The organism is Stenotrophomonas sp. CASM114 (assembly GCF_049384325.1).
Taxonomy (GTDB): domain Bacteria; phylum Pseudomonadota; class Gammaproteobacteria; order Xanthomonadales; family Xanthomonadaceae; genus Stenotrophomonas; species Stenotrophomonas muris.
On record NZ_JBMRGJ010000006.1, the window covers coordinates 185,040 to 206,118 of the forward strand.

The 21,079-nt window shown below is 66.5% G+C and carries 22 protein-coding genes and 1 other RNA gene; 13 read left to right on the forward strand and 10 right to left on the reverse strand.

Annotated features, from left to right (window positions below; all coding sequences use genetic code 11):
- The first annotated feature begins 45 nt into the window (after positions 1-45).
- The 6 genes from VG566_RS09260 to VG566_RS09285 all read left to right on the forward strand — a co-directional run bounded on the left by VG566_RS09260 (position 46) and on the right by VG566_RS09285 (position 7,870).
- A complete protein-coding gene (locus tag VG566_RS09260; RefSeq protein WP_041863314.1) occupies positions 46-273 on the forward strand; it encodes a hypothetical protein in 228 nt (75 codons plus the stop codon).
- Positions 270-1,040, forward strand: a complete 771-nt coding sequence (locus VG566_RS09265; RefSeq protein ID WP_075077055.1) for an SDR family NAD(P)-dependent oxidoreductase — start codon at positions 270-272, stop codon at positions 1,038-1,040. The genes VG566_RS09260 and VG566_RS09265 overlap by 4 nt, the downstream gene beginning before the upstream one ends.
- Positions 1,041-1,131: 91 nt before the next feature.
- Positions 1,132-2,355, forward strand: a complete 1,224-nt coding sequence (locus VG566_RS09270; protein ID WP_014646787.1) for an efflux RND transporter periplasmic adaptor subunit — start codon at positions 1,132-1,134, stop codon at positions 2,353-2,355.
- Between the two features lie 127 nt (positions 2,356-2,482).
- Complete coding sequence (locus VG566_RS09275; protein WP_014646788.1) at positions 2,483-5,653, forward strand: efflux RND transporter permease subunit; 3,171 nt, start codon at positions 2,483-2,485, stop codon at positions 5,651-5,653.
- A gap of 64 nt (positions 5,654-5,717) precedes the next feature.
- Positions 5,718-6,455, forward strand: coding sequence for an SDR family oxidoreductase (locus tag VG566_RS09280; protein WP_241884390.1), 738 nt, complete (start codon positions 5,718-5,720; stop codon positions 6,453-6,455).
- The gene (locus VG566_RS09285; RefSeq protein WP_241884391.1) at positions 6,449-7,870 is read left to right on the forward strand and encodes an efflux transporter outer membrane subunit; all 1,422 of its coding nucleotides are present in this window, start codon (positions 6,449-6,451) and stop codon (positions 7,868-7,870) included. The genes VG566_RS09280 and VG566_RS09285 overlap by 7 nt, the downstream gene beginning before the upstream one ends.
- A gap of 41 nt (positions 7,871-7,911) precedes the next feature.
- On the opposite strand, the gene VG566_RS09290 is transcribed toward VG566_RS09285, so the two are convergent.
- On the reverse strand, positions 7,912-8,289 hold the full coding sequence (locus tag VG566_RS09290) for a VOC family protein (protein WP_100449811.1): 378 nt from the start codon (positions 8,287-8,289) through the stop codon (positions 7,912-7,914).
- A 140-nt stretch (positions 8,290-8,429) separates the two neighbouring features.
- Between VG566_RS09290 and VG566_RS09295 the strand changes: the two genes are divergently transcribed.
- Positions 8,430-8,693 (forward strand): hypothetical protein, encoded by a 264-nt coding sequence (locus VG566_RS09295; RefSeq protein ID WP_032959134.1) that lies wholly within the window; start codon positions 8,430-8,432, stop codon positions 8,691-8,693.
- 19 nt (positions 8,694-8,712) lie between these two features.
- On the opposite strand, the gene VG566_RS09300 is transcribed toward VG566_RS09295, so the two are convergent.
- Positions 8,713-9,570 carry an endonuclease/exonuclease/phosphatase family protein gene (locus VG566_RS09300; RefSeq protein ID WP_032959133.1) on the reverse strand — a complete coding sequence of 286 codons (858 nt, stop codon included), beginning with the start codon at positions 9,568-9,570 and terminating at the stop codon, positions 8,713-8,715.
- Positions 9,571-9,970: 400 nt separating this feature from the next.
- Between VG566_RS09300 and VG566_RS09305 the strand changes: the two genes are divergently transcribed.
- On the forward strand, positions 9,971-11,197 hold the full coding sequence (locus tag VG566_RS09305; RefSeq protein ID WP_241884392.1) for a cytochrome P450: 1,227 nt from the start codon (positions 9,971-9,973) through the stop codon (positions 11,195-11,197).
- Between the two features lie 20 nt (positions 11,198-11,217).
- On the opposite strand, the gene VG566_RS09310 is transcribed toward VG566_RS09305, so the two are convergent.
- Together VG566_RS09310 and hchA are read right to left on the reverse strand one after the other, a co-directional pair.
- Positions 11,218-11,922, reverse strand: a complete 705-nt coding sequence (locus VG566_RS09310; protein WP_241884393.1) for a PA1136 family autoinducer-binding transcriptional regulator — start codon at positions 11,920-11,922, stop codon at positions 11,218-11,220.
- Positions 11,923-11,926: 4 nt separating this feature from the next.
- A complete protein-coding gene (hchA, locus tag VG566_RS09315) occupies positions 11,927-12,799 on the reverse strand; it encodes a glyoxalase III HchA (RefSeq protein ID WP_241884394.1) in 873 nt (290 codons plus the stop codon).
- 379 nt (positions 12,800-13,178) lie between these two features.
- On the opposite strand from hchA, the gene VG566_RS09320 reads away from it, so the two are divergent.
- Complete coding sequence (locus VG566_RS09320; RefSeq protein ID WP_241884395.1) at positions 13,179-14,402, forward strand: cytochrome P450; 1,224 nt, start codon at positions 13,179-13,181, stop codon at positions 14,400-14,402.
- 18 nt (positions 14,403-14,420) lie between these two features.
- On the opposite strand, the gene VG566_RS09325 is transcribed toward VG566_RS09320, so the two are convergent.
- Positions 14,421-16,442 carry an alpha/beta fold hydrolase gene (locus VG566_RS09325; protein WP_241884396.1) on the reverse strand — a complete coding sequence of 674 codons (2,022 nt, stop codon included), beginning with the start codon at positions 16,440-16,442 and terminating at the stop codon, positions 14,421-14,423.
- Between the two features lie 146 nt (positions 16,443-16,588).
- Between VG566_RS09325 and VG566_RS09330 the strand changes: the two genes are divergently transcribed.
- Entirely contained in the window at positions 16,589-17,050 is a 462-nt protein-coding gene (locus VG566_RS09330) for a methyltransferase family protein (protein ID WP_241884457.1), read from the forward strand.
- A gap of 14 nt (positions 17,051-17,064) precedes the next feature.
- On the opposite strand, the gene VG566_RS09335 is transcribed toward VG566_RS09330, so the two are convergent.
- Both VG566_RS09335 and ssrA read right to left on the reverse strand, forming a co-directional pair.
- Positions 17,065-17,550 (reverse strand): hypothetical protein, encoded by a 486-nt coding sequence (locus tag VG566_RS09335; protein WP_100449813.1) that lies wholly within the window; start codon positions 17,548-17,550, stop codon positions 17,065-17,067.
- Between the two features lie 162 nt (positions 17,551-17,712).
- Positions 17,713-18,066, reverse strand: a transfer-messenger RNA (tmRNA) gene (gene ssrA / locus VG566_RS09340).
- Positions 18,067-18,286: 220 nt separating this feature from the next.
- On the opposite strand from ssrA, the gene VG566_RS09345 reads away from it, so the two are divergent.
- Positions 18,287-18,859 carry a hypothetical protein gene (locus tag VG566_RS09345; RefSeq protein ID WP_241884453.1) on the forward strand — a complete coding sequence of 191 codons (573 nt, stop codon included), beginning with the start codon at positions 18,287-18,289 and terminating at the stop codon, positions 18,857-18,859.
- Positions 18,860-18,885: 26 nt separating this feature from the next.
- On the opposite strand, the gene VG566_RS09350 is transcribed toward VG566_RS09345, so the two are convergent.
- The gene (locus VG566_RS09350) at positions 18,886-19,317 is read right to left on the reverse strand and encodes a GNAT family N-acetyltransferase (protein WP_014646804.1); all 432 of its coding nucleotides are present in this window, start codon (positions 19,315-19,317) and stop codon (positions 18,886-18,888) included.
- The gene (smpB, locus tag VG566_RS09355; protein WP_005409231.1) at positions 19,314-19,817 is read right to left on the reverse strand and encodes an SsrA-binding protein SmpB; all 504 of its coding nucleotides are present in this window, start codon (positions 19,815-19,817) and stop codon (positions 19,314-19,316) included. Before smpB ends, VG566_RS09350 begins: the two co-directional genes overlap by 4 nt.
- Positions 19,818-19,874: 57 nt before the next feature.
- On the opposite strand from smpB, the gene VG566_RS09360 reads away from it, so the two are divergent.
- On the forward strand, positions 19,875-20,300 hold the full coding sequence (locus tag VG566_RS09360; protein ID WP_032959119.1) for a type II toxin-antitoxin system RatA family toxin: 426 nt from the start codon (positions 19,875-19,877) through the stop codon (positions 20,298-20,300).
- A 3-nt stretch (positions 20,301-20,303) separates the two neighbouring features.
- On the forward strand, positions 20,304-20,561 hold the full coding sequence (locus VG566_RS09365) for an RnfH family protein (protein ID WP_014646806.1): 258 nt from the start codon (positions 20,304-20,306) through the stop codon (positions 20,559-20,561).
- Positions 20,562-20,594: 33 nt separating this feature from the next.
- Here VG566_RS09365 and VG566_RS09370 read toward each other — a convergent pair whose 3' ends face one another.
- A complete protein-coding gene (locus VG566_RS09370; protein ID WP_014036847.1) occupies positions 20,595-20,987 on the reverse strand; it encodes an outer membrane protein assembly factor BamE in 393 nt (130 codons plus the stop codon).
- Between the last annotated feature and the right edge of the window lie 92 nt (positions 20,988-21,079).

The following is a 21,079-nucleotide window of genomic DNA, read 5'->3' on the forward strand; positions in this document are numbered from 1 at the left end:
TTGAGGTCTATCGTGGCGCCATTCGTGAAATGGAGCCCCCTCGCCATGAGCCTGCGCAACATTCTTGCCCGCTTCCGGCATGTCGGCCAGAACACCCTGGACCTGGCGATGACCGTCGAAGCCCGTCCGAGTTCCTTGGTACACAAGGACTTTCGTGAGTTTACCGCGCCCATGCGTCAGCAGCGTGGCGGTGCCATCCGCCTGGCCCCGCACAAGGGTGACCGGCTGCGCCGGATCGGGACTATCCCGGATTTGGGAGGAAATGTCCCGTGAATGGGATACTGACGCCCGAAGTCCTGGTCCTCGGCGGCACCGGTGCCGTCGGCCAGGGCGTGGTCGGCGCATTGCTGGAAGCCGGCAGCCCGGTGCTGGTGGTTGGCCGCGACCCGGGTCGGCTGGCGGCGCTGCATGAGCAGTTCGCCGACGAGCCCGGCCTGGAGACGCTGCTGGGCTCGCTCAGCGATGACGGCTCGGCGCGTGCCTTGGCCGAACGCATCGCGCAGCGCCCCCGTCCGCTGGCGGCGGTCATCGCCGCAATGGGTGGCCCCTACCGTCGCGGCCGGGTGACCGACCGCAATGGCGAAGAGCTGTTGGGGGCGATGCAGGCCGATCTGATGCCGCACGTGCACGCGGTGCGTCACCTGCTGCCGCTGCTGCAGGACAACGTGCATGCGCGCCGCTACGTGATGATCGGCAGCCCCGCCAACGCCAAGCCCTGGGCGGGTTACGGCGAGACCTCGATCACCACCGCCGCGCTGCGCATGTACGCGCAGGTGGTGCACCAGGAAGCGCAGGCACTGGGTGTGCGCGCGCAGATGCTGGAAGTCTGCAGTCCGGTGTGCACCCCGGCCAACGCGGCCAATGCGTGCATCGAGTGGCCAAGCTCGTTGCTGGTCGGTCGTCGTGTGGTCTCCCTGCTGGACGGCTGCCGCGACAACCGCGCCATCGTCCGCTGCGACAGCAGCGATGCCGAACTGCCGCGCGGCCTGCTGCACCTGGATGTCCCTCCACTGTGGCGCGATACCGCGGGCATCGCTTGACCTCGACCATGGTTGAGGTCGCAGTATGCGCCGCCGATTTTTGCAACACGTTCTCATATAGCTGTACCACCCCTCCGTACGGATGCATGCCATGACTTCCCCCAATACCACCCCACATCGTTTCGGCCATCGCATCGCGATGGTCGGCGTGTCGATCCTCGCCGCGGCCGTGCTTGCGGCCTGCAGCGGCGGCCATGCCGAAGAGGCCGGTGCTCCGCCGCCGCCGCAGGTCAGCGCCGCGCCGGTGCTGGTCAAGCAGGTCAGCCAGTGGGACGAGTTCAGCGGCCGCGTCGAAGCGGTGCAGAGCGTTGAACTGCGCCCGCGCGTGTCCGGCTACATCGACAAGGTCAACTACGTCGAAGGCCAGGAAGTGAAGAAGGGCGAAGTGCTCTTCACCATCGACGCGCGCAGCTACCAGGCCGAGTACGATCGCGCGGCCGCCGAGCTGGCCCGCGCCCGCACCCAGGCCACGCTGGCCCGCAGCGAGTCCGAGCGTGCCAAGCGGCTGTCCGAGCAGCAGGCGATCTCCACCGAGACCGCCGAGCAGCGCCGCGCGGCTGCCGACCAGTCCGGCGCCGCCGTGCAGGCCGCGCAGGCGGCTCTGGATGCAGCCCGCCTCAACCTGGAGTTCACCAAGGTGCGTGCACCGATCGATGGCCGTGCCGGCCGCGCGATGGTCACCGCCGGCAACCTGGTCACCGCCGGCGACAGCGCCAGCGTGCTGACCACGCTGGTCTCGCTGGATACCGTGTTCGTCTACTTCGATGCCGACGAAAGCACCTTCCTGCGCTATGCACAGATGGCACGCAAGGGCGAGCGCCCCAGCGAGCGTGACAGCGCGCTGCCGGTGAAGGTCGGCCTGTCCGGGGAAGAGGGCTACCCGCATGCGGGCAAGGTCGACTTCCTCGACAACCAGGTGGCCCGCAGCACCGGCACCATCCGCGTCCGTGCGCTGCTGGACAACGCCGACCGCCAGTTCACGCCGGGCCTGTTCGCCCGCGTGCAGCTGCTTGGCAGCGGCCAGTTCCAGGCCATGCTGATCGATGACAAGGCCGTGCTGACCGACCAGGACCGCAAGTACGTCTACGTGGTCGACAAGGATGGCAAGGCCCAGCGCCGCGACATCCAGCTCGGCCGCACCGCCGACGGCCTGCGCATTGTCGAGCACGGCCTTGCCGCCGGCGACAAGGTGATCATCGACGGCGTGCAGAAGGTCTTCATGCCGGGCATGCCGGTGCAGGCCAAGGCCGTGGCGATGCAGCCGCAGGCTGCGCCGGCACCGGGCCGCGATGCCACCGCCGCCCTGAACCACTGATCCGCCGGCTCCTGATCCGCGTCCCCGCTTAGCTGCCGGCGCCAGCGGCAGCCTTCCCTGCCTTCGTCATCCCGGCGAGGGGCAGGGTGGCTGTTGCCCGCCGAACGCCTTTCCCAGGAATTCCTCCATGGACTTTTCCCGTTTCTTCATCGACAGGCCGATCTTCGCGGCGGTGCTGTCGATCGTGATCTTCGCCGCAGGCCTGATCACGATTCCAATCCTGCCGATCAGCGAGTACCCCGAAGTGGTGCCGCCGTCGGTGGTCGTGCGCACGGTGTATCCGGGCGCCAACCCCAAGGTCATTGCCGAGACCGTCGCCACGCCGCTTGAAGAAGCGATCAACGGCGTCGAAGGCATGATGTACCTGAAGTCGGTTGCCGGCTCGGACGGCGTGCTGCAGATGACCGTCACCTTCCGCCCCGGTACCGATCCGGACGCGGCGGCGGTGAAGGTGCAGAACCGCGTGGCGCAGGCGCAGGCGCGCCTGCCCGAGGACGTGCGCCGGCAGGGCGTGACTACGCAGAAGCAGTCGCCAACCTTCCTGATGGTGGTGCACCTGACCTCGCCGCAAGGCAAGTACGACACCCTGTACCTGCGCAACTACGCCCGCCTGCACGTCAAGGATGCGCTGGCGCGTATTCCGGGCGTGGGTGACGCGCAGATCTTCGGTGGCGGCGACTACGCCATGCGTGCCTGGCTGGACCCGGACAAGGTGGCTTCGCGTGGCCTGACCGCCAGCGACGTGGTGCGTGCCATGCGCGAGCAGAACGTGCAGGTTTCGGCGGGCCAGCTCGGCGCCGAACCGTTGCCGAACAGCCAGTTCCTGACCCTGATCAACGCCCAGGGCCGCCTGAAGAGCGAAAAGGAATTCGGCGACATCGTGCTCAAGAGCGGCACCGATGGCGAGATCGTGCGCCTGGCCGACGTGGCCCGCCTTGAACTGGGTGCCGGTGACTACACCCTGCGCTCGCAGCTGGATGGCAAGAACGCGGTCGGTATCGGTATCTTCCAGTCGCCCGGTGCGAATGCGCTGGAGATTCGTGACCAGGTCATCTCGACGATGGACGAGATGCAGAAGACCATGCCGGCCGACGTGAAGTACGAAGCGGTGTATGACACCACCATCTTCGTGCGCGACTCGATCAAGGCCGTGGTCTCCACGCTGCTGGAAGCCATCGCCCTGGTGGTGCTGGTGGTGATCCTGTTCCTGCAGACCTGGCGTGCCTCGATCATCCCGTTGATCGCGGTGCCGGTGTCGGTGGTGGGTACCTTCGCCGCGCTGTACCTGCTGGGCTTCTCGATCAACACGCTGAGCCTGTTCGGCCTGGTGCTGGCGATCGGCATCGTGGTCGACGACGCGATCGTGGTGGTGGAGAACGTCGAGCGCAACATCGAGGAAGGCCTGTCACCCACCGCTGCGGCCCACCAGGCCATGCGTGAAGTGTCCGGCCCGATCGTGGCGATCGCGCTGGTGCTGTGTGCCGTGTTTGTGCCGATGGCCTTCCTGTCCGGCGTCACCGGCCAGTTCTACAAGCAGTTCGCAGTCACCATCGCCATCTCCACGGTGATCTCGGCGATCAACTCGCTGACCCTGTCGCCGGCCCTGGCCGCGCGTCTGCTGAAAGCCCATGGTGCTCCGAAGGATGCGCCGAGCCGCCTGATCGACCGCCTGTTCGGCTGGGTGTTCCGTCCGTTCAACCGCTTCTTCAAGTCCAGCTCGGAGAAGTACGAGCGTGGCGTAGCCCGCATCCTCGGCCGTCGTGGCGCGGTGTTCGTGGTCTACGCGATCCTGCTGGTCGGTACCGGCGTGATCTTCAAGCTGGTGCCGCCGGGCTTCATCCCGACCCAGGACAAGCTGTACCTGATCGCCGGTGTGAAGCTGCCGGAAGGTTCGTCGATCGCGCGCACCGATGAAATGCTGCGCAAGGTTGCCAAGATCGCCCAGGAAACCGATGGCGTGGCCCACACCATCTCGTTCCCGGGTCTGAACGCGCTGCAGTTCACCAACACGCCGAACACCGGTGTGGCGTTCATCCCGCTCAAGCCGTTCGCCGAGCGCCATGGCCGCACCGCCGCACAGATCAATGCCGAGATCAACCAGAAGATCGCCGGCCTGCAGGAAGGCTTCGCGTTCGCGATGATGCCGCCGCCGATCCTCGGCCTGGGCAACGGCAACGGCTACCAGATGTTCATCGAGGACCGTGGCAACCTGGGTTACGGCGCGCTGCAGAATGCGGTGCAGGCAATGCAGGGCACCGTTGCGCAGACGCCGGGCATGGCCTTCCCGATCAGCAGCTACCAGGCCAACGTGCCGCAGCTGGATGCCGAAGTGGACCGCGTCAAGGCCAAGGCGCAGGGCGTGCAGCTCACCGAGCTGTTCGACACCCTGCAGACCTACCTCGGTTCGGCCTACGTCAACGACTTCAACCAGTTCGGCCGTACCTGGCAGGTGATCGCCCAGGCCGACGGTCCGTTCCGCGAGACGGTCGAGGACATCGGCAAGCTGCGTACCCGCAACGACCGCGGCGAGATGGTGCCGATCGGTTCGATGGTCACCATCAAGCAGACCTTCGGCCCGGACCCGGTGCTGCGCTTCAATGGCTATCCGGCAGCAGACCTGGCCGGTGAGGCCGACCCGCGCCTGCTGTCCTCGGCCGAGGCGATGAACAAGCTGACCGAGATCGCCGGCAAGGTGCTGCCGGTGGGCATGACCACCGAATGGACCGACCTGAGCTACCAGCAGGCGACCCAGGGCAAGGCGGCCTTCATCGTGTTCCCGGTGGCGATCATGCTGGCCTTCCTGGTGTTGGCCGCGCTGTACGAGAGCTGGTCGCTGCCGCTGGCGGTGATCCTGATCGTGCCGATGACCCTGCTGTCCGCGCTGTTCGGCGTGTGGCTGACCGGTGGCGACAACAACGTGTTCGTGCAGGTCGGCCTGGTGGTACTGATGGGCCTGGCGTGCAAGAACGCGATCCTGATCGTCGAATTCGCCAGAGAGCTGGAGATGGGCGGCAAGGGCATCGTTGAAGCCGCGCTGGAAGCCTGCCGCCTGCGTCTGCGCCCGATCGTGATGACCTCCATCGCCTTCATCGCCGGTACCGTGCCGCTGGTGCTGTCGCATGGTGCGGGTGCCGAGGTGCGCTCGGTGACCGGTATCACCGTGTTCGCCGGCATGCTGGGCGTGACCCTGTTCGGCCTGTTCCTCACCCCGGTGTTCTACGTGGCCCTGCGCAAGTTCGTCACCCGCAACGGTGGTGGCCAGCTGGTGCAGCACGGCGAGCCGACCATCCACCACTGACATGGAACCCCGTCGCCGCCGGTCACTGGCCGGCGGCGGCTTTCCCCTCACAAGGCATGCATCCATGAATACCCATCAGAACAAGATCGCGCTGGTCACCGGCGCCACCCGTGGCATCGGCCTGGAAACCGTGCGCCAGCTGGCCCAGGCAGGTGTGCATACGCTGCTGGCCGGTCGCAAGCGCGATACGGCGGTGGAGCTGGCACTGAAGCTGCAGGCTGAAGGCCTGCCGGTCGAAGCCCTGCAACTGGACGTGACCGACGCGGCCAGCATCGCCGAAGCGGTGGAGCAGGTGCGCCAGCGTCATGGCCGCCTCGACATCCTGGTCAACAATGCCGGCATCATGATCGAGAACCCGGCGCAGGCGCCGTCGGAGCAGTCGCTCGACACCTGGAAGCGCACCTTCGACACCAACGTGTATGCGCTGGTCGCAGTAACCCAGGCATTCCTGCCGCTGGTCAAGCAGGCCAAGTCCGGGCGCATCGTCAACGTGTCGAGCATGCTCGGCTCGCAGACCCTGCACGCGGATCCCTCATCGGGCATCTACGACTTCAAGATTCCCGCCTACAACGCGTCCAAGGCCGCGGTGAACAGTTGGACCCTGAGCCTGGCCTACGAGCTGCGCAACACCCCGATCAAGGTCAATACCGTGCATCCGGGTTACGTGAAGACCGACATGAACGGCGGCAACGGCGAAATCGAAATCGCCGAAGGCGCGCGCTCCAGCGTGCAGATGGCGCTGATCGGCGAATCCGGTGCCAGCGGCAGATTCACCTACCTGGGCGAGGTGCTGCCATGGTGATCCGCACGTTGGCGATGGCCGTCTCCAGCCTGGTGCTGGCAGGCTGTGTCAGCGTCGGCCCGAACTACAAGGCCCCGGTGCAGGAACCGGTGGTCCTGCAGAGCGCACAGCAGCCGGTCTTCAGCAGCGTTTCGCCGGTGGCCAGCTGGTGGGCGCAGTTCGATGATCCGGTGCTGGAACAGCTGGTGCATGGCGCCCTGTCGGACAACCTGGACCTGCGCGTGGCCGTGGCCCGCGTCAGCCAGGCCCGCGCGGTGTTCGTCGAAAGCCGTTTCGACCAGGCGCCGCACATCACCGCTGGCGGCAGCTACGACCGCCGCAAGCAACCCGATCCGCAGCTGGGTGGGCAGCAGGTGTTCAGTGAAAGCTACCAGCTCGGCTTCGACGCCGGCTGGGAGCTGGATCTGTTCGGCCGCAAGCGCCGTGCCGCTGAGGCCGCACGCGCCGACCTCGGTGCCGAGCAGGCCAACCTGGCCGATGCGCAGGTACTGGTCGCCGCCGAAGTGGCACGCAATTACTTCGAGCTGCGCGGAACGCAGAAGCGCATCGCGGTGGCCCAGCACACGCTGGAAAACCTGCGCGATACGCAGAAGCTGACCGAGGCGCGCTGGGAACTGGGCGCGGGAAGCGAGCTGGATGTGCAGAGCAGCCGCGCCCGCCTGAAGGCGATCGAGGCCGACATCCCGTTGCTGGAAGTGGCCGAGGCGCAGTCGCGCAACCGACTGGCCGTGCTGCTCGGCCAGCGCCCGGAAGTGCTGACCGACATGCTCGCGCCGCACGACGTGCCGGCCTTCGCCAAGGCGCTGCCGCTGGGCGATACCCGCGAACTGCTGCGCCAGCGCGCCGACGTGCGCGTGGCCGAGCGTCGCCTGGCGGCTGCGACCGCACGCGTGGGCGTGGCCACCGCGGACCTGTTCCCGCGGTTGTCGCTGTCCGGCTTCGTCGGGTTCCTCGGCGGCGATGCCAGTGGCCTGGTCAATGGCAACAACAAGGCCTGGTCGCTGACCCCGTCGCTGAGCTGGGCAGCATTCGACTTCGGTACCGTGCGCGCACGCCTGCGTGCCAGCAAGGCTGAAGCCGAAGGCGTGGCCGCGCAGTACGAGCAGGCCGTGCTGCTGGCGCTGGAAGATACCGAGAACGCGCTGACCCGCTATTCCAAGCAGCAGGCACGGCTGGCGATCGTGGTCGAGCAGGCACAGGCGGCACGGCGTGCCGAATCGCTGGCACAGATCCGCTATCGCGAAGGCTCGGAAGACTTCCTGACCCTGCTGGATGCGCAGCGCACGCAGCTGGCGGCCGATGACGCTCTGGCGGCGGCCGAGTCCGAAGTCAATGTCAGCGTGGTGGGCGTGTACAAGGCGCTGGGCGGCTGGGGGCAATCACCGCAGCAACCGAGCGTGGCGCAGGTGCAGTAACCGCAGGGGACGGAGGCAGTGGCTTCCGTCCCCTCCTGCTTTCAGGGCCACTGATTGGCCGGCACCTCGCGCTCGCGCATGCGCACGATGCAGAAGCGATGGCCGGTCGGTGCTTCCATCACCCACCAGCGTTTGACGAAGCCTATCCGGCGCGCGCCGAGCTTCTCCAGGCGGTCGGCCTCGGCATCGATGTCGTCGCTCTCGATGTCCAGGTGCACCCGTGACGGGTGACCGACCCGCTGGACTTCCACGTTCAAGCCCGCCGGTGCACCCAGCAGGTCGGCATACTCGGCGCCCCCTTCGACACGCGCCGCCTGTGCCTGCAGGCCGAGCGCGGCGGCCCAGAAGCCGGCACCTGCGTCGGAGGGAAGGTCCTGGCAGTCGATGATGAATCCAGCCAGCCGGCTCTGGTGGGCCATGTCCTGCTCCGCAGTTCGGGGGAGGAGGCAGGGTAACGCGATGCGTTCCGCGTACATCTTCACCTTCGTGACGTTTCTGACTCTGCCGGAATGCCGGCCCGACGTGTAACAAGTGGGTCAGGCACTCGGGAGGACAGGCGATGGCGGATGGAAGGCGGGATACCCAACGGATGTTGTTCGGCGATCCGGGTCCACCGGGTGCAGGTCTGTCAGTGGCGGTCGTGGTACTGCTGGTGCTGGCGACGATGGCGGCGGCGGTCGGTTTCCTGCGCCTGCAGGATTCGATGTTGGGGCTGGGCCTGATCGGCGTGGCCGTGTTCCTGGCGATCGGGGCCCGCATCTGCCAGGCGCGCGACCAGCATCAGGCGCTGTATCGCCTGCTGTCGCGGCAGCCACCGCCGTAGCGGCGGCTGCCGTGGCTGCTCAGTGCCTGGGCCAGTCCAGTTCGACCACCAGCGGGAAATGATCCGAAGGCAGCACGCCACCGATGCGGCGGTCATCGGTCAGGAAGCTGCGCGCATGGAAGCCGCGCACCAGGACCCAGTCCAGCTGCACGGTGGCCTTGCCGGTGAAATCGTGGAAGGTCAGCCGCGGGCCCTGCGGAGCCTTCACCTGGGTACGGGTGTCCTGCAGCACGCGGGTGAATGCCTTGTAGGTGTCGCCGCCGGGTTCGCTGTTGAAGTCGCCGGTCAGCACGACGGGCAGATCGGCCGGCAGGTTGGCCACGCGCTTGCCGATCAGTTCGGCACCCTTGACCCGCCGCGGCTCGTCTTCGTCGCGGTAGGGCAGGTGGGTGTTCATGAAGTAGAAGCGGCGGCCGTCGTCGATGCGGCGGAACAGCGCCCAGGTGACCATGCGTGGATACAGGTTGCCCCAGGTGATGCTGCCGGGCACATCGGGCGTATCGGACAACCAGAAGTTGCCTGATTCCTCGATCGCCAGCACCTTGCTGTCGTAGAACACGCCCATGTGCTCGTCGCCGCTGCCGCCGCGGCGGCCCTCGCCGAACCAGCGGTAGCCGGGGAGGTGTCCTGCCAGGTACTCGGCCTGCTCCTGCACCAGTTCCTGGGTGCCGATCACCGCCGGGTGCGCATCGAGGATGACCTTCACCATCGCGTCGCGACGGTCGGGCCAGCGCTTGCCCGGCTCGGTATCGGCCGGGGTGCGCACATTGAACGACATCACCTTCAACGGCGCGGGGGCTGCGGCCCAGGCGCTGGTCGCAGGCAGGGCAAGCGCCAGCAGCGCAGACAGTACAGGGCGACGGAAACGCGACAACATCGTGGAATCCCTCCATTCCATGAAAACGGTTTCATGGAGCATCGCACGGATTGCCTGTTCATTGCTGTGCGCGCGCTGGCGGTATCCGCCGGTCGCTGCGGCGTATTCAGCAGGGCCTTGACAGCGCATTGACCCGCCCGCGCGGGTCTGCGTGCTAGAACGGCGCTGCCGGCCACTGAGTCCGGCACCGCAGCAACCATCAACGGAACCACAAGGAGCTGTGCCATGACACGATTGATTCGCGCCCTGCAGGTGTCGCTGAACCTGCGTTCGGACAATTCCACGCAGTGCATCCGTTCCAAGTATCGCTACTGGAATATCTTCTGACCGGAAGGACTCCACGTATTCGATGACATCGCCAGGGAAGGTCGATGATCTTCCCTGGCATTGGAGGCAGGGCATGGATGAGCGTGCAGCGGATGCGGAAGTGGTTTCCATCGACGACCTGCTCGAACGCGTGCGTCGCGAAGGGCCGGTACTGCGCTTCAACAATGATGTCGTCGGCATCTTTGATCCGGCCCTGGCGGTCAGGATCGACAAGGCCAACACCGACCAGCACACCGTACCGGATTCACTGATTGATTTTCTTGGGCTGCGCAGTGGCAGGGACCCCGTTGCGTGGCGTGAGGTGCGGGCGTTGCTGAGCGAGCAGGCCGGGCGGCTGGCCAGTCCCGGCCACATGCGCGACCTCTACACGCGCATGCACGGCTTCCTTGCCCAGCGCGCGGACAGGCCGCATGACCTCAGCGAACTGAGCTGGTGGACGATCTCGCAGTCGCTGTTGCCGCTGCTGATCGACGGCCTCAGTCGATCCGACGTCGATGCGCTCATCGGTGAGCAGAAGACCCGATACAACGCCATCGTGCTGCAGAACTTCTCGTTCTGGCGGCGGATCATCGACTTCCATCTTTCCCGCCGCGCGGCGCGCACGGTGTCGCGGCACATCCGGCGTCGTGCGCGCCAGACCGTGCCGCGCGAGGACTTCCTGCAATCCCTGCTGCCGCTGGTGCAGCGGGTCGGGGTGGATCGCGTGGCCTATCTGGTGTCGATGGTGCTGGCCGGCATGTCGGGCCTGCCGGGCATCACGGCGGCCAGCCTGCTGTACGCGATGCACCGATTTCCGCACTGGCAGGCGCGCATCCGCGAGGAAACCTCGGCGCTGAGCCTGGAGCAGTTGCATGCGCTGCCGATCAAGTCGCTGCCGTGCACGTCGCGTTTCGTCAAGGAAACCCTGCGGCTGTGGCCGGGACTGTTCGCGCTGCATCGTCCGGCCTCGCACGATATCGATATCGAGGGCGTGTGCATCCGCAAGGGCGGGGCATACGAGTTGTCGTCCTACTTCCAGCATCATTCGCCGGAGTACTGGCAGAACCCGGACAGCTTCGATCCTGATCGCTGGTTGCCGGAGCGACGCCAGGCCAACAAGGGCGCCTACGTGCCCTTCGGATTTTCCTCGCGGGCCTGCATCGGCAGTGCGGTCGGCCACGCGCAGCTGCTGCTGTTCTGCGCATTGGTGACCCGCGATTTCGAGTTGACGGTGCAGGATGAGCCCACGCCGTGGATGCAGCTGGAAGGCTTCGCCATTCCGGTCGATTTCATCGGTACGCTGACGCCGCGGCACGCCTGACAGCATCTGTACTGCCTGGCTCAGTCTTCAATCTCGCCACTGCGGCCTGCCGCGCGCACCGCCTGCGCGGTGGTGGCCACGCCGAGCCGTTGTCGCGCTCGCCGCAGGTGGTTCTCCACCGTGCGTGCAGACAGCCCCAGCGTGGCCGCGATCTCCGCCTGGCGCCGTCCAGCGGCGACCCAGCGCAGCACCTCGCGTTCGCGTGCGCTCAACGCGCCTGCGCGAACATCCGCGGGCGCCTCGGCGAGCTGGCGCGCCGCACGGAAGGCTGACGTTCCGACCAATTCCAGCAGCAGGCGCGCGCTGGCGGATGCATCAATCGAGGTGCCGGCGAAACTGACCGCACCCTCCAGGCCGGTCGGGCCGAACACCGGAACCTGTAATCCATGCAGGCCATCGCCGCGCGGCTGCTTCACCACCTGATAGCGTTCGCCGCGCACGCCCTGGCGCTTGCTCCAGAAGAACGGCGCATTGCTGTCCAGCACATGACGGTTGACCGGGCAGGCATGCAGGTAGCGGGCGAGTGCGGTATCGCTGCCGTCATCGAACCAGTCGCCCTCGATCCAGTACACACGCTGCGCGTCGCGGTCCAACCCGGTTCCGGTGGCAAACACCAGGAGGCGGTCGTAGCCCAGGGGTGAGGCGGCGGCGCGCAGTACGCCGCCCACCGCGGGCAGTGACCGCGCCTGTTCCAGTTCCAGCAGCGCGGGCACCAGCGCAGGCATGGGCTCAGCGCCCCGCCAGTGCATCGAGCAGCGTACGTGCGGCCAGCTTGCCCAACGCGTTGCCGGCCAGCGGGCTGTCGCCGGTCAGCAGCAGGCGATCCTGCAGCACGCTGCCATCAATCCCCTCGTTGACGATCTGCACGCCCTGCTGCGCCAGGCGTTCACCGAAGAACCAACGCAGCTGCCCCGGCATGTAGCCGATCTCCGGTGTCTGCCGGTCCATTGCGTCGGGGAAGGCGCAGATGCGGTAACCACGGAACAGCGAGCCACCGTCGGCTTCGTCGACGCCCGCCGCCAGCAGCGCCGCCGGGCCATGGCAGAGCGTGATGATGTGGCGCTGGCTGGCCATGGCCCACTGCAGCGTGGCCTTCACCGCCGCGCTCCCGGGCAGGCCGATCAATGCGCCATGGCCACCGGGAATGAAGATGGCGGCATAGTCTGAATCGGCCCCCAGGCCAGCCACCACCTCGCCCAGTTGCAACGGCTGGCGGAAGCGCGCCTCGTAGCGTTCGTACAGTGCGCCGATTTCGCGGTCCTCGCGCGGGAAGGCCCACCACTCGAACTTCACGGCGTTGCCGGACAGCGTCGCCACGTCGATGTCGAAGCCGGCCTTGTCCAGGTGGTACATCGGCAGCAGGGTTTCCACTGGGTGGTTGCCGGTGGAGAACAGGTGGCCATTGGCGGTCGGCAGATAACGCTCGTCGGCGGCGATCATCAGCACCTTCCAGCGGCCATCGCGGCGTGCATCCGGATAGTCGGCCCCGGACAGGTCGCTCCTGGGCGATGTGAACTGCGAGAGCGAGTACGGCGACGGGAAGAAGGCATCGCGCTCGGCCGGATCGGGGCTGGGCTGGCGGCTGGGCTCTTGCGTGTTCATGCGGACCTCCGTTGGGGGAAAGTGAGCCCAGCATAGGAGGCCGCATGCGCAGGCGCGATGAGGGATTCCCCTCAATGGACCACCACCCGGATGCTGCGGTGCGCCACCCGGCCGGTTGGACAGGGGGATTATGTCGTGTTATCTAGCCGGTGCCGGGATAATCCCGGCATAACCACACAGCAAGCAAAGGAATGAAAATGAAAAGATTCGCCCGAGCATTGCGCGTCACTCTGAATATCCATCCGAACGAGAAGAGCAGTGTGTGGAATACCTGGCCGCTCTGGGTCGAGTTCTGATCCCGCGGGGCAACCCCGCGATTGAGCGGTAGCAAGACGAAGGGACTCGTCTTTCGAGTCCCTTCCTGCCGGAGACGCACTGCATGCAAGGGATGTCGAATGAAGGCAGCGCCATTGCTGCCGAGCGCCTGGCTGCGCGCGTGGAGCGCGAAGGGCCGGTGCTGAAACTGGAAACCGGCGGTATCGGGGTGTTCTGCCCGGAACTGGCCGGCAAGGTCGACAAGGAGAATTCCGAGCACCTGTTCGTGGTCGAGTCGCTGGCCGACCTGTTCCGCCGGCACGAACGCGTGCGCTGGACCGAAGTGCGCAGCCTGATTGCCACGCGCAGTGCTGAGCTCACCAGTGCACAGACTCTGGAGGCGTTGCAGTCGCGCATGCGGCAGGCATTGGACGCACTGTGCGGGCGCGAGCTGGATGCCACGCCAGCCGTGTGGAAGGTGATGGCGCATCCGCTGGTGCCACTGGTGATCGATGGGCTCGACGCGCGCGGCACCGCGGCCATCGAACGCGCCCTGCATCTGCGCTATACCACCCAGGTCGAGCAGGTCATCCATCGGCGTCATCTGCTGCGCAACTTCCTCATCGGTCGCGGCGAATCGCGGGCGATCGCCGCCGAACTCAAGCGCCGGGTCCGCAGCGGACGTTCGGCGCTGGACTACGCGCAGTCATTGCTGAGCCTGCGCGAGCGCATCGGCCTGGACAAGGTCACCTACCTGGTCACCGTGCAGCTGATCGCCATTTCCGGCGTGCCTGGCATGATGGCCGCCTGCCTGCTGCTGGCGATGCAGATGCATCCGCGCTGGCGCCAGCGCATCGAGGAGGAATTCGCGCCGCTCTCGGATGCGGAGATCCATGCGCTGCCGATGGCCAGGATTCCCTGCACGATGCGCTTCCTGAAGGAAGTGATGCGACTGTATTCCACGCCCTTCAACAACCGTCGGGTGGCCGCCTGCGATCTGCAGGTGGAAGGGCAGGCCATCGCCGAGGGCACGGTGTTCGAGCTGAGCTCGTTCATCCAGCATCGCTCGGCGAAATACTGGGATGACCCGCTGCAGTTCGATCCCGATCGCTGGCTGCCCGAGCGGCGCAAGCGCACCGCCGGCATCTATGTGCCTTATGGCTTCCCCACGCGCTCGTGCGTGGGATCGGCGGTGGGCAACGCGCAACTGGTACTGCTGTGTGCGCTGCTGGCGCGCGAATTCCGTTTCACCCCCAGCGCCGGCTACCGGCCCGAGGTGCGCATGGAAGGCTTCGCGATTCCCGCGGCGCTGCACGGCACGTTCTCGCGCCATACGGCCGGTGCCTGATCTGCAGGGGCGGACGGCTTACTTTGCCGTACGCCCGTGTTCCTGCATGTCCTCACGCAGGATCCGCCGCAGCTCGACGATGGCCGGCGTGGCTTCCTGCACGCTGTGACCGGACACGATCACCTTCTCCGAAACGGCGTGTGGCAGGTGCGAGCTCCAGTAGGGCACCAGCCCGTCATCGGTTTTTTCCAGTGGGCCATCGGCCTTGGCGCGGGCGATGATCGAGTGGTAGTGCACCTTCGGTGACATCGGCAGGTCGGCCACGGCGCGGACGAACGGGTCGTCCTTGTCCAGGTTCTGGATGCTGTTCATCTGGTAGCCGTGCTTGCCATCGTTGCGATCGATCTGGCCGTCGTTGGCCAGCATCGCCACGTCCTCCAGCACGGTCAGCGGCAGCCGTACCAGGCGGCCGATCCAGCGGCCGAGGCGGGTACCGGCCACGTCGGTGCCGCGATGCGGTGTGGCGATGAAAACCACCCGCGATACTTCCCGTTCCGGCAGGAAGGTCAGTACCGGCGCGCCCTTGGTGCGCAGCAGCTCGCGCTGGGCGGGCGTCATCTGCGCGGTGGCCAGCAGGGTGTCGACCAGGTGGTCGCCGGAGGAAGAGACCATCAACCGCGCGATCACCCCGCCCATGCTGTGCCCGACCAGCACCATGTCATGCGAGGCCTGCGCCTTGCCGCTGGGGTCGAAGTGCTTGAGCACTTCGGCCAGCGTGTGGCGCATCGCATCGTGGCTCATCGCGATGGGCATGTTGGTCGGGTAGTAGAACTGCCAGACCTGGAAGTCATGGCGGATCTCGTCGTCGCGCATCAGTTCGTTGGCCACGTTCACCCAGGCCTCGGGACTGCTGGCCAGGCCATGGATCATCAACAGCACGCGGCGGTTCGGGTCGTAGGGCTGCATCATGTACAGATGCGGCGCGTCGATGCCGCCCTTGCCACCAAACAGCGAGCGCAGCGACTGGTGGCTGAAGTTGGAGCGCGCCAGCCACAGTGCGTAGCCCGCAGTGAAGTTGGCCGCCAACGGCACCTGCTGGCCGTGCAGGGTTACTTCCGAGACCTGGTAGGGATCGTGGATCTCCAGTTCCGGCTCGTCGTCGTGCAGCACTTCCCACAGGTTCTTTCCCGAGAAGCGCAGCAGCACCGTCATCGAAGGCGAGGGCATCTCGCTCCAGCTCTGCGCGGCCGGGGTGCTTGCCTGCGCGGCGGGCGTCGCTGCCGAAGGCGGGGTGGCCGTGCTGCCAGCCGGATCGTCCATCACCGCCACCAGCTCGGCACCGAAGCCATCGCGGCGATGCACGCTGCGCAGCGTACCGGTGAATGACAGCGAGGCCGCCGGTACCAGCTCGGTGGGGGTGCGCGTGTCCAGCGGCGACGCTTCGCCTGAAGGGGCCAGCACGAAGGTCCAGCGACCCAGCTGGAAATGGCTGGCCTGGCTGTGCACGCGCCCGGTGGCGTACGCGTTGTACAGCTGCACCGAGGCTTCCTGCACAGCCAGGTTGTAGTAGTCGCGCACCTGGGTCTGGCGGTCCTCGAAACCACGCTGGTTGGCGGTGCGCTCGGTGAAGAACAGATAGGCATAGGCCTGGCGCGCGACCTGCATCCACGCATCGAGGCGCGGCTGGAAGTCGGCATCCAGTTCGGTGATCGCGGTCTTGGCGCGGCCGGATGCCGAGTACTCGCGCTTCGGTGCCGGCAGGGTCATCGCATGCTGCAGCCACAACTCGGCCAGGCTGGAGCGCTTGTCTTCCTCGCGCACCACGATGCTGCTTTCCATGGCCTCGATGCAGGGCAGGCCGGGCTTGGCACAGACGCCCTCATCGAGCCCGGCCACGCGCAGGGTCTCGGTGGTCGCCGCGCTGAGCTTGCCGGAGGTGAGGATGTCACCGCGCTTGAGCGCGATGTACTGGCCGGGCGTGACCGAGGCGACCTGCACCGACGGTCCGAACTGGCGCAGCGTCGCGCAGCCCCCCAGGGTGAGCAGCACGGTGATGATGAGGGTCGTGCGGCCGATGAAGCCCATGCCCGTGGTAGCCATACGATGCTCCTGCGCGGTGGCGTCACTCTAGCGGCCGGCCTGTCAAAGCGGAATAGACCGAACGGTCGGTTTGGGCCTGGCCGCCGTGGGCGATTCAGCCATTCCCGTGTGACACTGCGGCGAATGGAAGGGACACGGTGATCGCGATGGCCTGGCTGGAAACCCGCATTCCCCCGCCCGTGGTGATGCTGCTGTGCGCCGCTGCGGGCTTTGCAGCACGCTGGCTGTGGCCGGGTTTCCACCTTCGGGTGCCGATGCCGGTTCTGCTCGCAGGCGTGACGGTGACGCTGGGTGTCGTGCTCAATCTGCTGCCCAAGCTGTCTTTCCAGCGCGCCGGTACCACCGTCAATCCTCTGCGACCTTCGGCGTCGAGCGCGCTGGTTACCAGCGGAATCTACCGCCGCACGCGCAATCCGATGTATCTGGGCCAGGCGTTGGTCCTGCTTGGCGCCGTGGTGTACCTGCAGAACCTGATCGCGCTGCTGGTAGTGCCGCTGTTCCTGGTGTACATCACCCAGCTGCAGATCCTGCCGGAGGAGCGGGCATTGATGGCCCGCTTTCCCGAGGCGTACGCGCAATACCGTCATCGCGTGCCGCGCTGGCTGTAGCGTCGGCTACGCCATCAGCGGCTGATCTGGCACTTCACCGCAGCCGAATAGCCCTCGTAGTCGTCGCCCGCGATCACGTGCAGGGTGTGGCGCTTGTCAATGCGCTTCACGTACGACGGTTCTTCGGTGTTGGCATGCTCGTTGACCTCGGTCACCGACCAGGCCTTGGCCAGGCGCTTGGAATCGACGCCGTTCAAGTACACGAAGAGGCTCTTCTCGCCTTCGGCCACGTTTACATCGGCACTGGTGACCGTGCCGCCAAACAGCGCGACCGGCTTGTCCTCCGGCTCGAAGGTGCCGCCCGGTTTCTTGGCCAGGCCGGCGGCCTGCAGCGCATCGATGGCGTCGGCCGCACTGAAGTTCGAGCCGGCCTTGCAGGCCAGCAGCGCTTCCAGCGTGGCGGTGCCGGGGGGCGCGATGGCCGGTGCCGCAGCGTGCGTGGCTGGGGCTGCGGCGAGGGTGGTGAGGAGCAGGACGAGCGTGGTTGTGGCGGTTTTCATTGCAGATCCTTCTGGCGGCAGCAGGCCGGGGCAATGCAGCGATGGAGCGAAAGCTCCATCCCGATTATGCCCCACGCTTCCCGCACGACGAGCAGGCACAAAAAAGCCGGAACCCCTTCGACGGGAGATCCGGCTTCTTGCGGCCTCGACAGGCCATAAAGATGGTGGAGGTGGGCGGAATTGAACCGCCGTCCGAAGGCACTCCATCCCCAGCACTACATGCTTAGCTCACCGTTGGATCTCGTCCCCGAACAGCACGGTGCGCAAAGCGCATCCGGGAACCAGCCTGTTGTGTTCTAGTGCCGGACTGACAGGCAGCCATCCAGCGCGATTCCATGATAGTGACTCTACACCGCGAGCATGGACACAAGCGGTTTCGAGGCTTAGGCCTTAAGCGGCCAGAGCGTAGTTGTCGTCGTTGGCAACTAGAGTTTTGCAGCTGGATTTACGAGGAAAGCTACCCCCTCGGCATGCGCCAGGCGACTTCACAACCCCCGTCGAAACCAATGCACCCCCGGTTTCTTCAAGTTCTGCAAGGTACGAGGCCTGTTTCGTGTCGCCACGGCCAGTGCCTGCCCAACGCTGCCAATGCTACGCCAAAACAGCTGAACAGTCACCGTGGCAATCCACAACATGTTGTAGAGCCAGCGGCATAGCGGATTGGTAACGTCACTGGCACGAATTTGCGACACACTGGCGGCGACCATCCGGGCCAGGACAGACACGGAGACTGTGGGTGACCGATGCAAGCCAACAACGCAGCCTGCGGCAGCTGATCGGGCCGGTCGGTGCCGACTACCAGCGGCGCGCCCTGCCGCCCGGCTGGGTCTGGGCGGTGCTGGCGGTGTTGCTTGCGGCCACCGCACTGACCGAGCTGCCGGCGACTGCGGCCGCGGCATTGGTGGCCAGTGCGGTGGTTGTGCACTGGTCGCAGCGCGGTCGCATCCATTGGCTGGGCTGGCGCCTGCCGGGCCTGGCCGTGTTGGCGGCCCTGCTGTGGGGGCCGGAAGTGCTGTCGCAATGGTTCGAGCACGGGCTGGCCGTGGTCCTGATGTCGCTGGCCAGCCTCAGCATCGGCGTGCATGTATGGCAAGCGCGACAGATGGCGCGGCAGCTCCAGGGCGCGGCCGATTCGCTGGATGACGCCCAGCTGCTGGCCCTGCTGCCGGCCGACGCGGCCCAGCTGGCGCAGCGGTGGCGCGCCGGCGATGACCGGCATGCGCCGGAACTGGCAGTGGTGATGCACCTGGCCGTGATGCACGCAGCGCTGGCACCGCGCATGTGCGGGCAGGGCGTGCTGGCAGGGTGACCGGTCGGCGGTTTCCGCGGCCGCGGTCAGGAACCTGACAATGGCTTGCGCAGGTAGATCCGCTCGTGCCCGGGCGGGCAATCGGGCAGCCGCCCATAGACGGTGTAGCCCTGCCGCAGGTAGAAAGCTTCGGCCTGCCAGTCGAAGGTATCCAGCATCACGTTGCGGGCGCCAAGCTGGCGCGCGGCGGCTTCTGCTTCCGCCAGCAGGCGCTGGCCGATGCCTTGCCCGCGCAGTTCCGGATCCACCCACAGCACATGTACCTGCAGCCAGCCGGCACAGACGTCGGCCAGCACACCACCGCGCAGCGCGCCGTGCTCGTCATGCCAGGCCAGGCGGACTGGAGTCTCATCGAGTGAATCGCCGCCGTGGGCCTGGTTGAAGGCCAGCAGGCGCGCGCACAACGTGCGCGTTTCATCGGCGCTGGCAGTCACCATGGCGCCGATGGGGGCGGTCATGCGTCGCGGTTGCCGCGACGCATCACACGCTGCTTCTCGATCGCCCAGTCGCGGTCCTTGGCGGCATCGCGCTTGTCGTGGGTCTGCTTGCCCTTGGCCAGCGCGACTTCGAGCTTGATCTTGTTCTTGCTCCAGTACATCGCAGTGGGCACGATCGTGTAGCCATCGCGCTCGACCTTGCCGACCAGCTTGTCGATCTCGCTACGGTGCAGCAGCAGCTTGCGCTCGCGCCGGTCATTGGCCACCACGTGGGTGGAGGCCTGGATCAACGGGGTGATCTGCGCGCCGATCAGGAAGATCTCGCCGTGCTTCACATAGGCGTAGGCGTCGATGATGTTCCCGCGGCCAGCGCGGATCGACTTCACCTCCCAGCCCTGCAGGGCCAGGCCGGCCTCGAAGCGCTCTTCGATGTGGTACTCGTGGCGGGCACGCTTGTTCAACGCGATGGTTTTGTTGGCCGTCGCGCTCTTTGCTTTATCCTTGCCGCTGTTCTTGCTCATTTCCGTATTGTCTCCGATTCGGGCCCGCCCGGTCGATTGCCGAAACGTCCTGTATTCATGCCTACTATCCGCCGCAGCGCCCTGGTCGAACATTCGGCCGCGCGCATGTTCGACCTGGTCAACGACGTCCAGGCCTATCCGCGCCGTTTCCGCTGGTGCTCGGCTGCCCAGATCCTGGAGCAGGGCGAGGACCGCCTGGTGGCGCGCCTGGACCTGGGCCTGGGCTCGTTCAGTACCTGGTTCCAGACTGAAAACACCCTGCAGCGCCCGCACAGCATCGACATGCAGCTGCGCGATGGCCCGTTCAAGCAGCTGCACGGCCGCTGGGAATTCCATGCGCTGGCCGAGGATGCGTGCAAGGTCACCCTGACCCTGGAGTTCGAACCCAGCTCGCGCCTGCTCGGTCCGGCCCTGGCGATCGGCTTCCAGGGACTGGCCGATCGCATGGTCAATGATTTCGTCCGCGTCGCCGACGAGGGCTGAGCGATGATCGAGGTCGAGGTGGTGCTGGCTTGGCCGGAGCGCGTGCTGTCGCGCCACCTGCAGCTGGAAGAGGGAGCGACCGTGGCCGACGCCATCGCCGCCGCTGCGCTGGAAGGTAGTGCCGACTGTCCGGCCGCCGCGGTGCATGGCGTGCTGGCCCGTCCACAGCAGGCGCTGCTGGACGGGGACCGCATCGAGCTGCTGCGCCCGCTGCTGGCCGACCCCAAGGACAACCGCCGGCGTCGCGCGCTCGGCGGTTGATCCCGGCAACCCGTCCCTGCGGACGGGCAGGCCTCAGCGGCCCTTCTTCTTCTTGTCCTTCGGCAGGTTGCGGCCGAACTGGCGCACCGTCTGCTGGGCCAGGGCCTTGTCGTTGCCCGGGAAGTAGTCGCCTTCCCAACGTGTCACGGCGTCATTCTCGAAGAACACCACGAAGTTCTTCACTTCGGTGCGGCCGAGGCGGTTCACGCGCTGGCTGGAGGTGTAGTCCCAGCGCTGGGCGTGGAACGGGTCGGGGATGGACGGGGTGCCCAGCAGCGCGGTGACCTGCTGCTTGCTCTGCCCGACCTGCAGCTTGGCCACGGCATCTTCCCGGATCAGGTTGCCCTGATAGATGGGTTGCTTGTAGATGATGCCGCACCCGGTGGTGGACAGGGCGACGGCGGCGACCAACAGGAGATTGCGCATCGGGACTGGCGGTTGGGGAAATCAAACCGATGATACACTCCCGGCGTGCCACCGCGACCCAATCCGAGGCAGCTGGCGCTAAATCGCCAATG

Bases quoted from the DNA above. Each gene is read 5' to 3' on its own strand.
- VG566_RS09260 (WP_041863314.1), top strand. From the start codon at position 46: ATGAGCCTGCGCAACATTCTTGCCCGCTTCCGGCATGTCGGCCAGAAC.
- VG566_RS09270 (WP_014646787.1), top strand. From the start codon at position 1,132: ATGACTTCCCCCAATACCACCCCACATCGTTTCGGCCATCGCATCGCG.
- VG566_RS09275 (WP_014646788.1), top strand. From the start codon at position 2,483: ATGGACTTTTCCCGTTTCTTCATCGACAGGCCGATCTTCGCGGCGGTG.
- VG566_RS09280 (WP_241884390.1), top strand. From the start codon at position 5,718: ATGAATACCCATCAGAACAAGATCGCGCTGGTCACCGGCGCCACCCGT.
- VG566_RS09285 (WP_241884391.1), top strand. From the start codon at position 6,449: ATGGTGATCCGCACGTTGGCGATGGCCGTCTCCAGCCTGGTGCTGGCA.
- VG566_RS09290 (WP_100449811.1), bottom strand. From the start codon at position 8,289: ATGGCCCACCAGAGCCGGCTGGCTGGATTCATCATCGACTGCCAGGAC.
- VG566_RS09295 (WP_032959134.1), top strand. From the start codon at position 8,430: ATGGCGGATGGAAGGCGGGATACCCAACGGATGTTGTTCGGCGATCCG.
- VG566_RS09300 (WP_032959133.1), bottom strand. From the start codon at position 9,570: ATGTTGTCGCGTTTCCGTCGCCCTGTACTGTCTGCGCTGCTGGCGCTT.
- VG566_RS09305 (WP_241884392.1), top strand. From the start codon at position 9,971: ATGGATGAGCGTGCAGCGGATGCGGAAGTGGTTTCCATCGACGACCTG.
- VG566_RS09310 (WP_241884393.1), bottom strand. From the start codon at position 11,922: ATGCCTGCGCTGGTGCCCGCGCTGCTGGAACTGGAACAGGCGCGGTCA.
- hchA (WP_241884394.1), bottom strand. From the start codon at position 12,799: ATGAACACGCAAGAGCCCAGCCGCCAGCCCAGCCCCGATCCGGCCGAG.
- VG566_RS09320 (WP_241884395.1), top strand. From the start codon at position 13,179: ATGCAAGGGATGTCGAATGAAGGCAGCGCCATTGCTGCCGAGCGCCTG.
- VG566_RS09325 (WP_241884396.1), bottom strand. From the start codon at position 16,442: ATGGCTACCACGGGCATGGGCTTCATCGGCCGCACGACCCTCATCATC.
- VG566_RS09330 (WP_241884457.1), top strand. From the start codon at position 16,589: ATGGCCTGGCTGGAAACCCGCATTCCCCCGCCCGTGGTGATGCTGCTG.
- VG566_RS09335 (WP_100449813.1), bottom strand. From the start codon at position 17,550: ATGAAAACCGCCACAACCACGCTCGTCCTGCTCCTCACCACCCTCGCC.
- VG566_RS09350 (WP_014646804.1), bottom strand. From the start codon at position 19,317: ATGACCGCCCCCATCGGCGCCATGGTGACTGCCAGCGCCGATGAAACG.
- smpB (WP_005409231.1), bottom strand. From the start codon at position 19,817: ATGAGCAAGAACAGCGGCAAGGATAAAGCAAAGAGCGCGACGGCCAAC.
- VG566_RS09360 (WP_032959119.1), top strand. From the start codon at position 19,875: ATGCCTACTATCCGCCGCAGCGCCCTGGTCGAACATTCGGCCGCGCGC.
- VG566_RS09365 (WP_014646806.1), top strand. From the start codon at position 20,304: ATGATCGAGGTCGAGGTGGTGCTGGCTTGGCCGGAGCGCGTGCTGTCG.
- VG566_RS09370 (WP_014036847.1), bottom strand. From the start codon at position 20,987: ATGCGCAATCTCCTGTTGGTCGCCGCCGTCGCCCTGTCCACCACCGGG.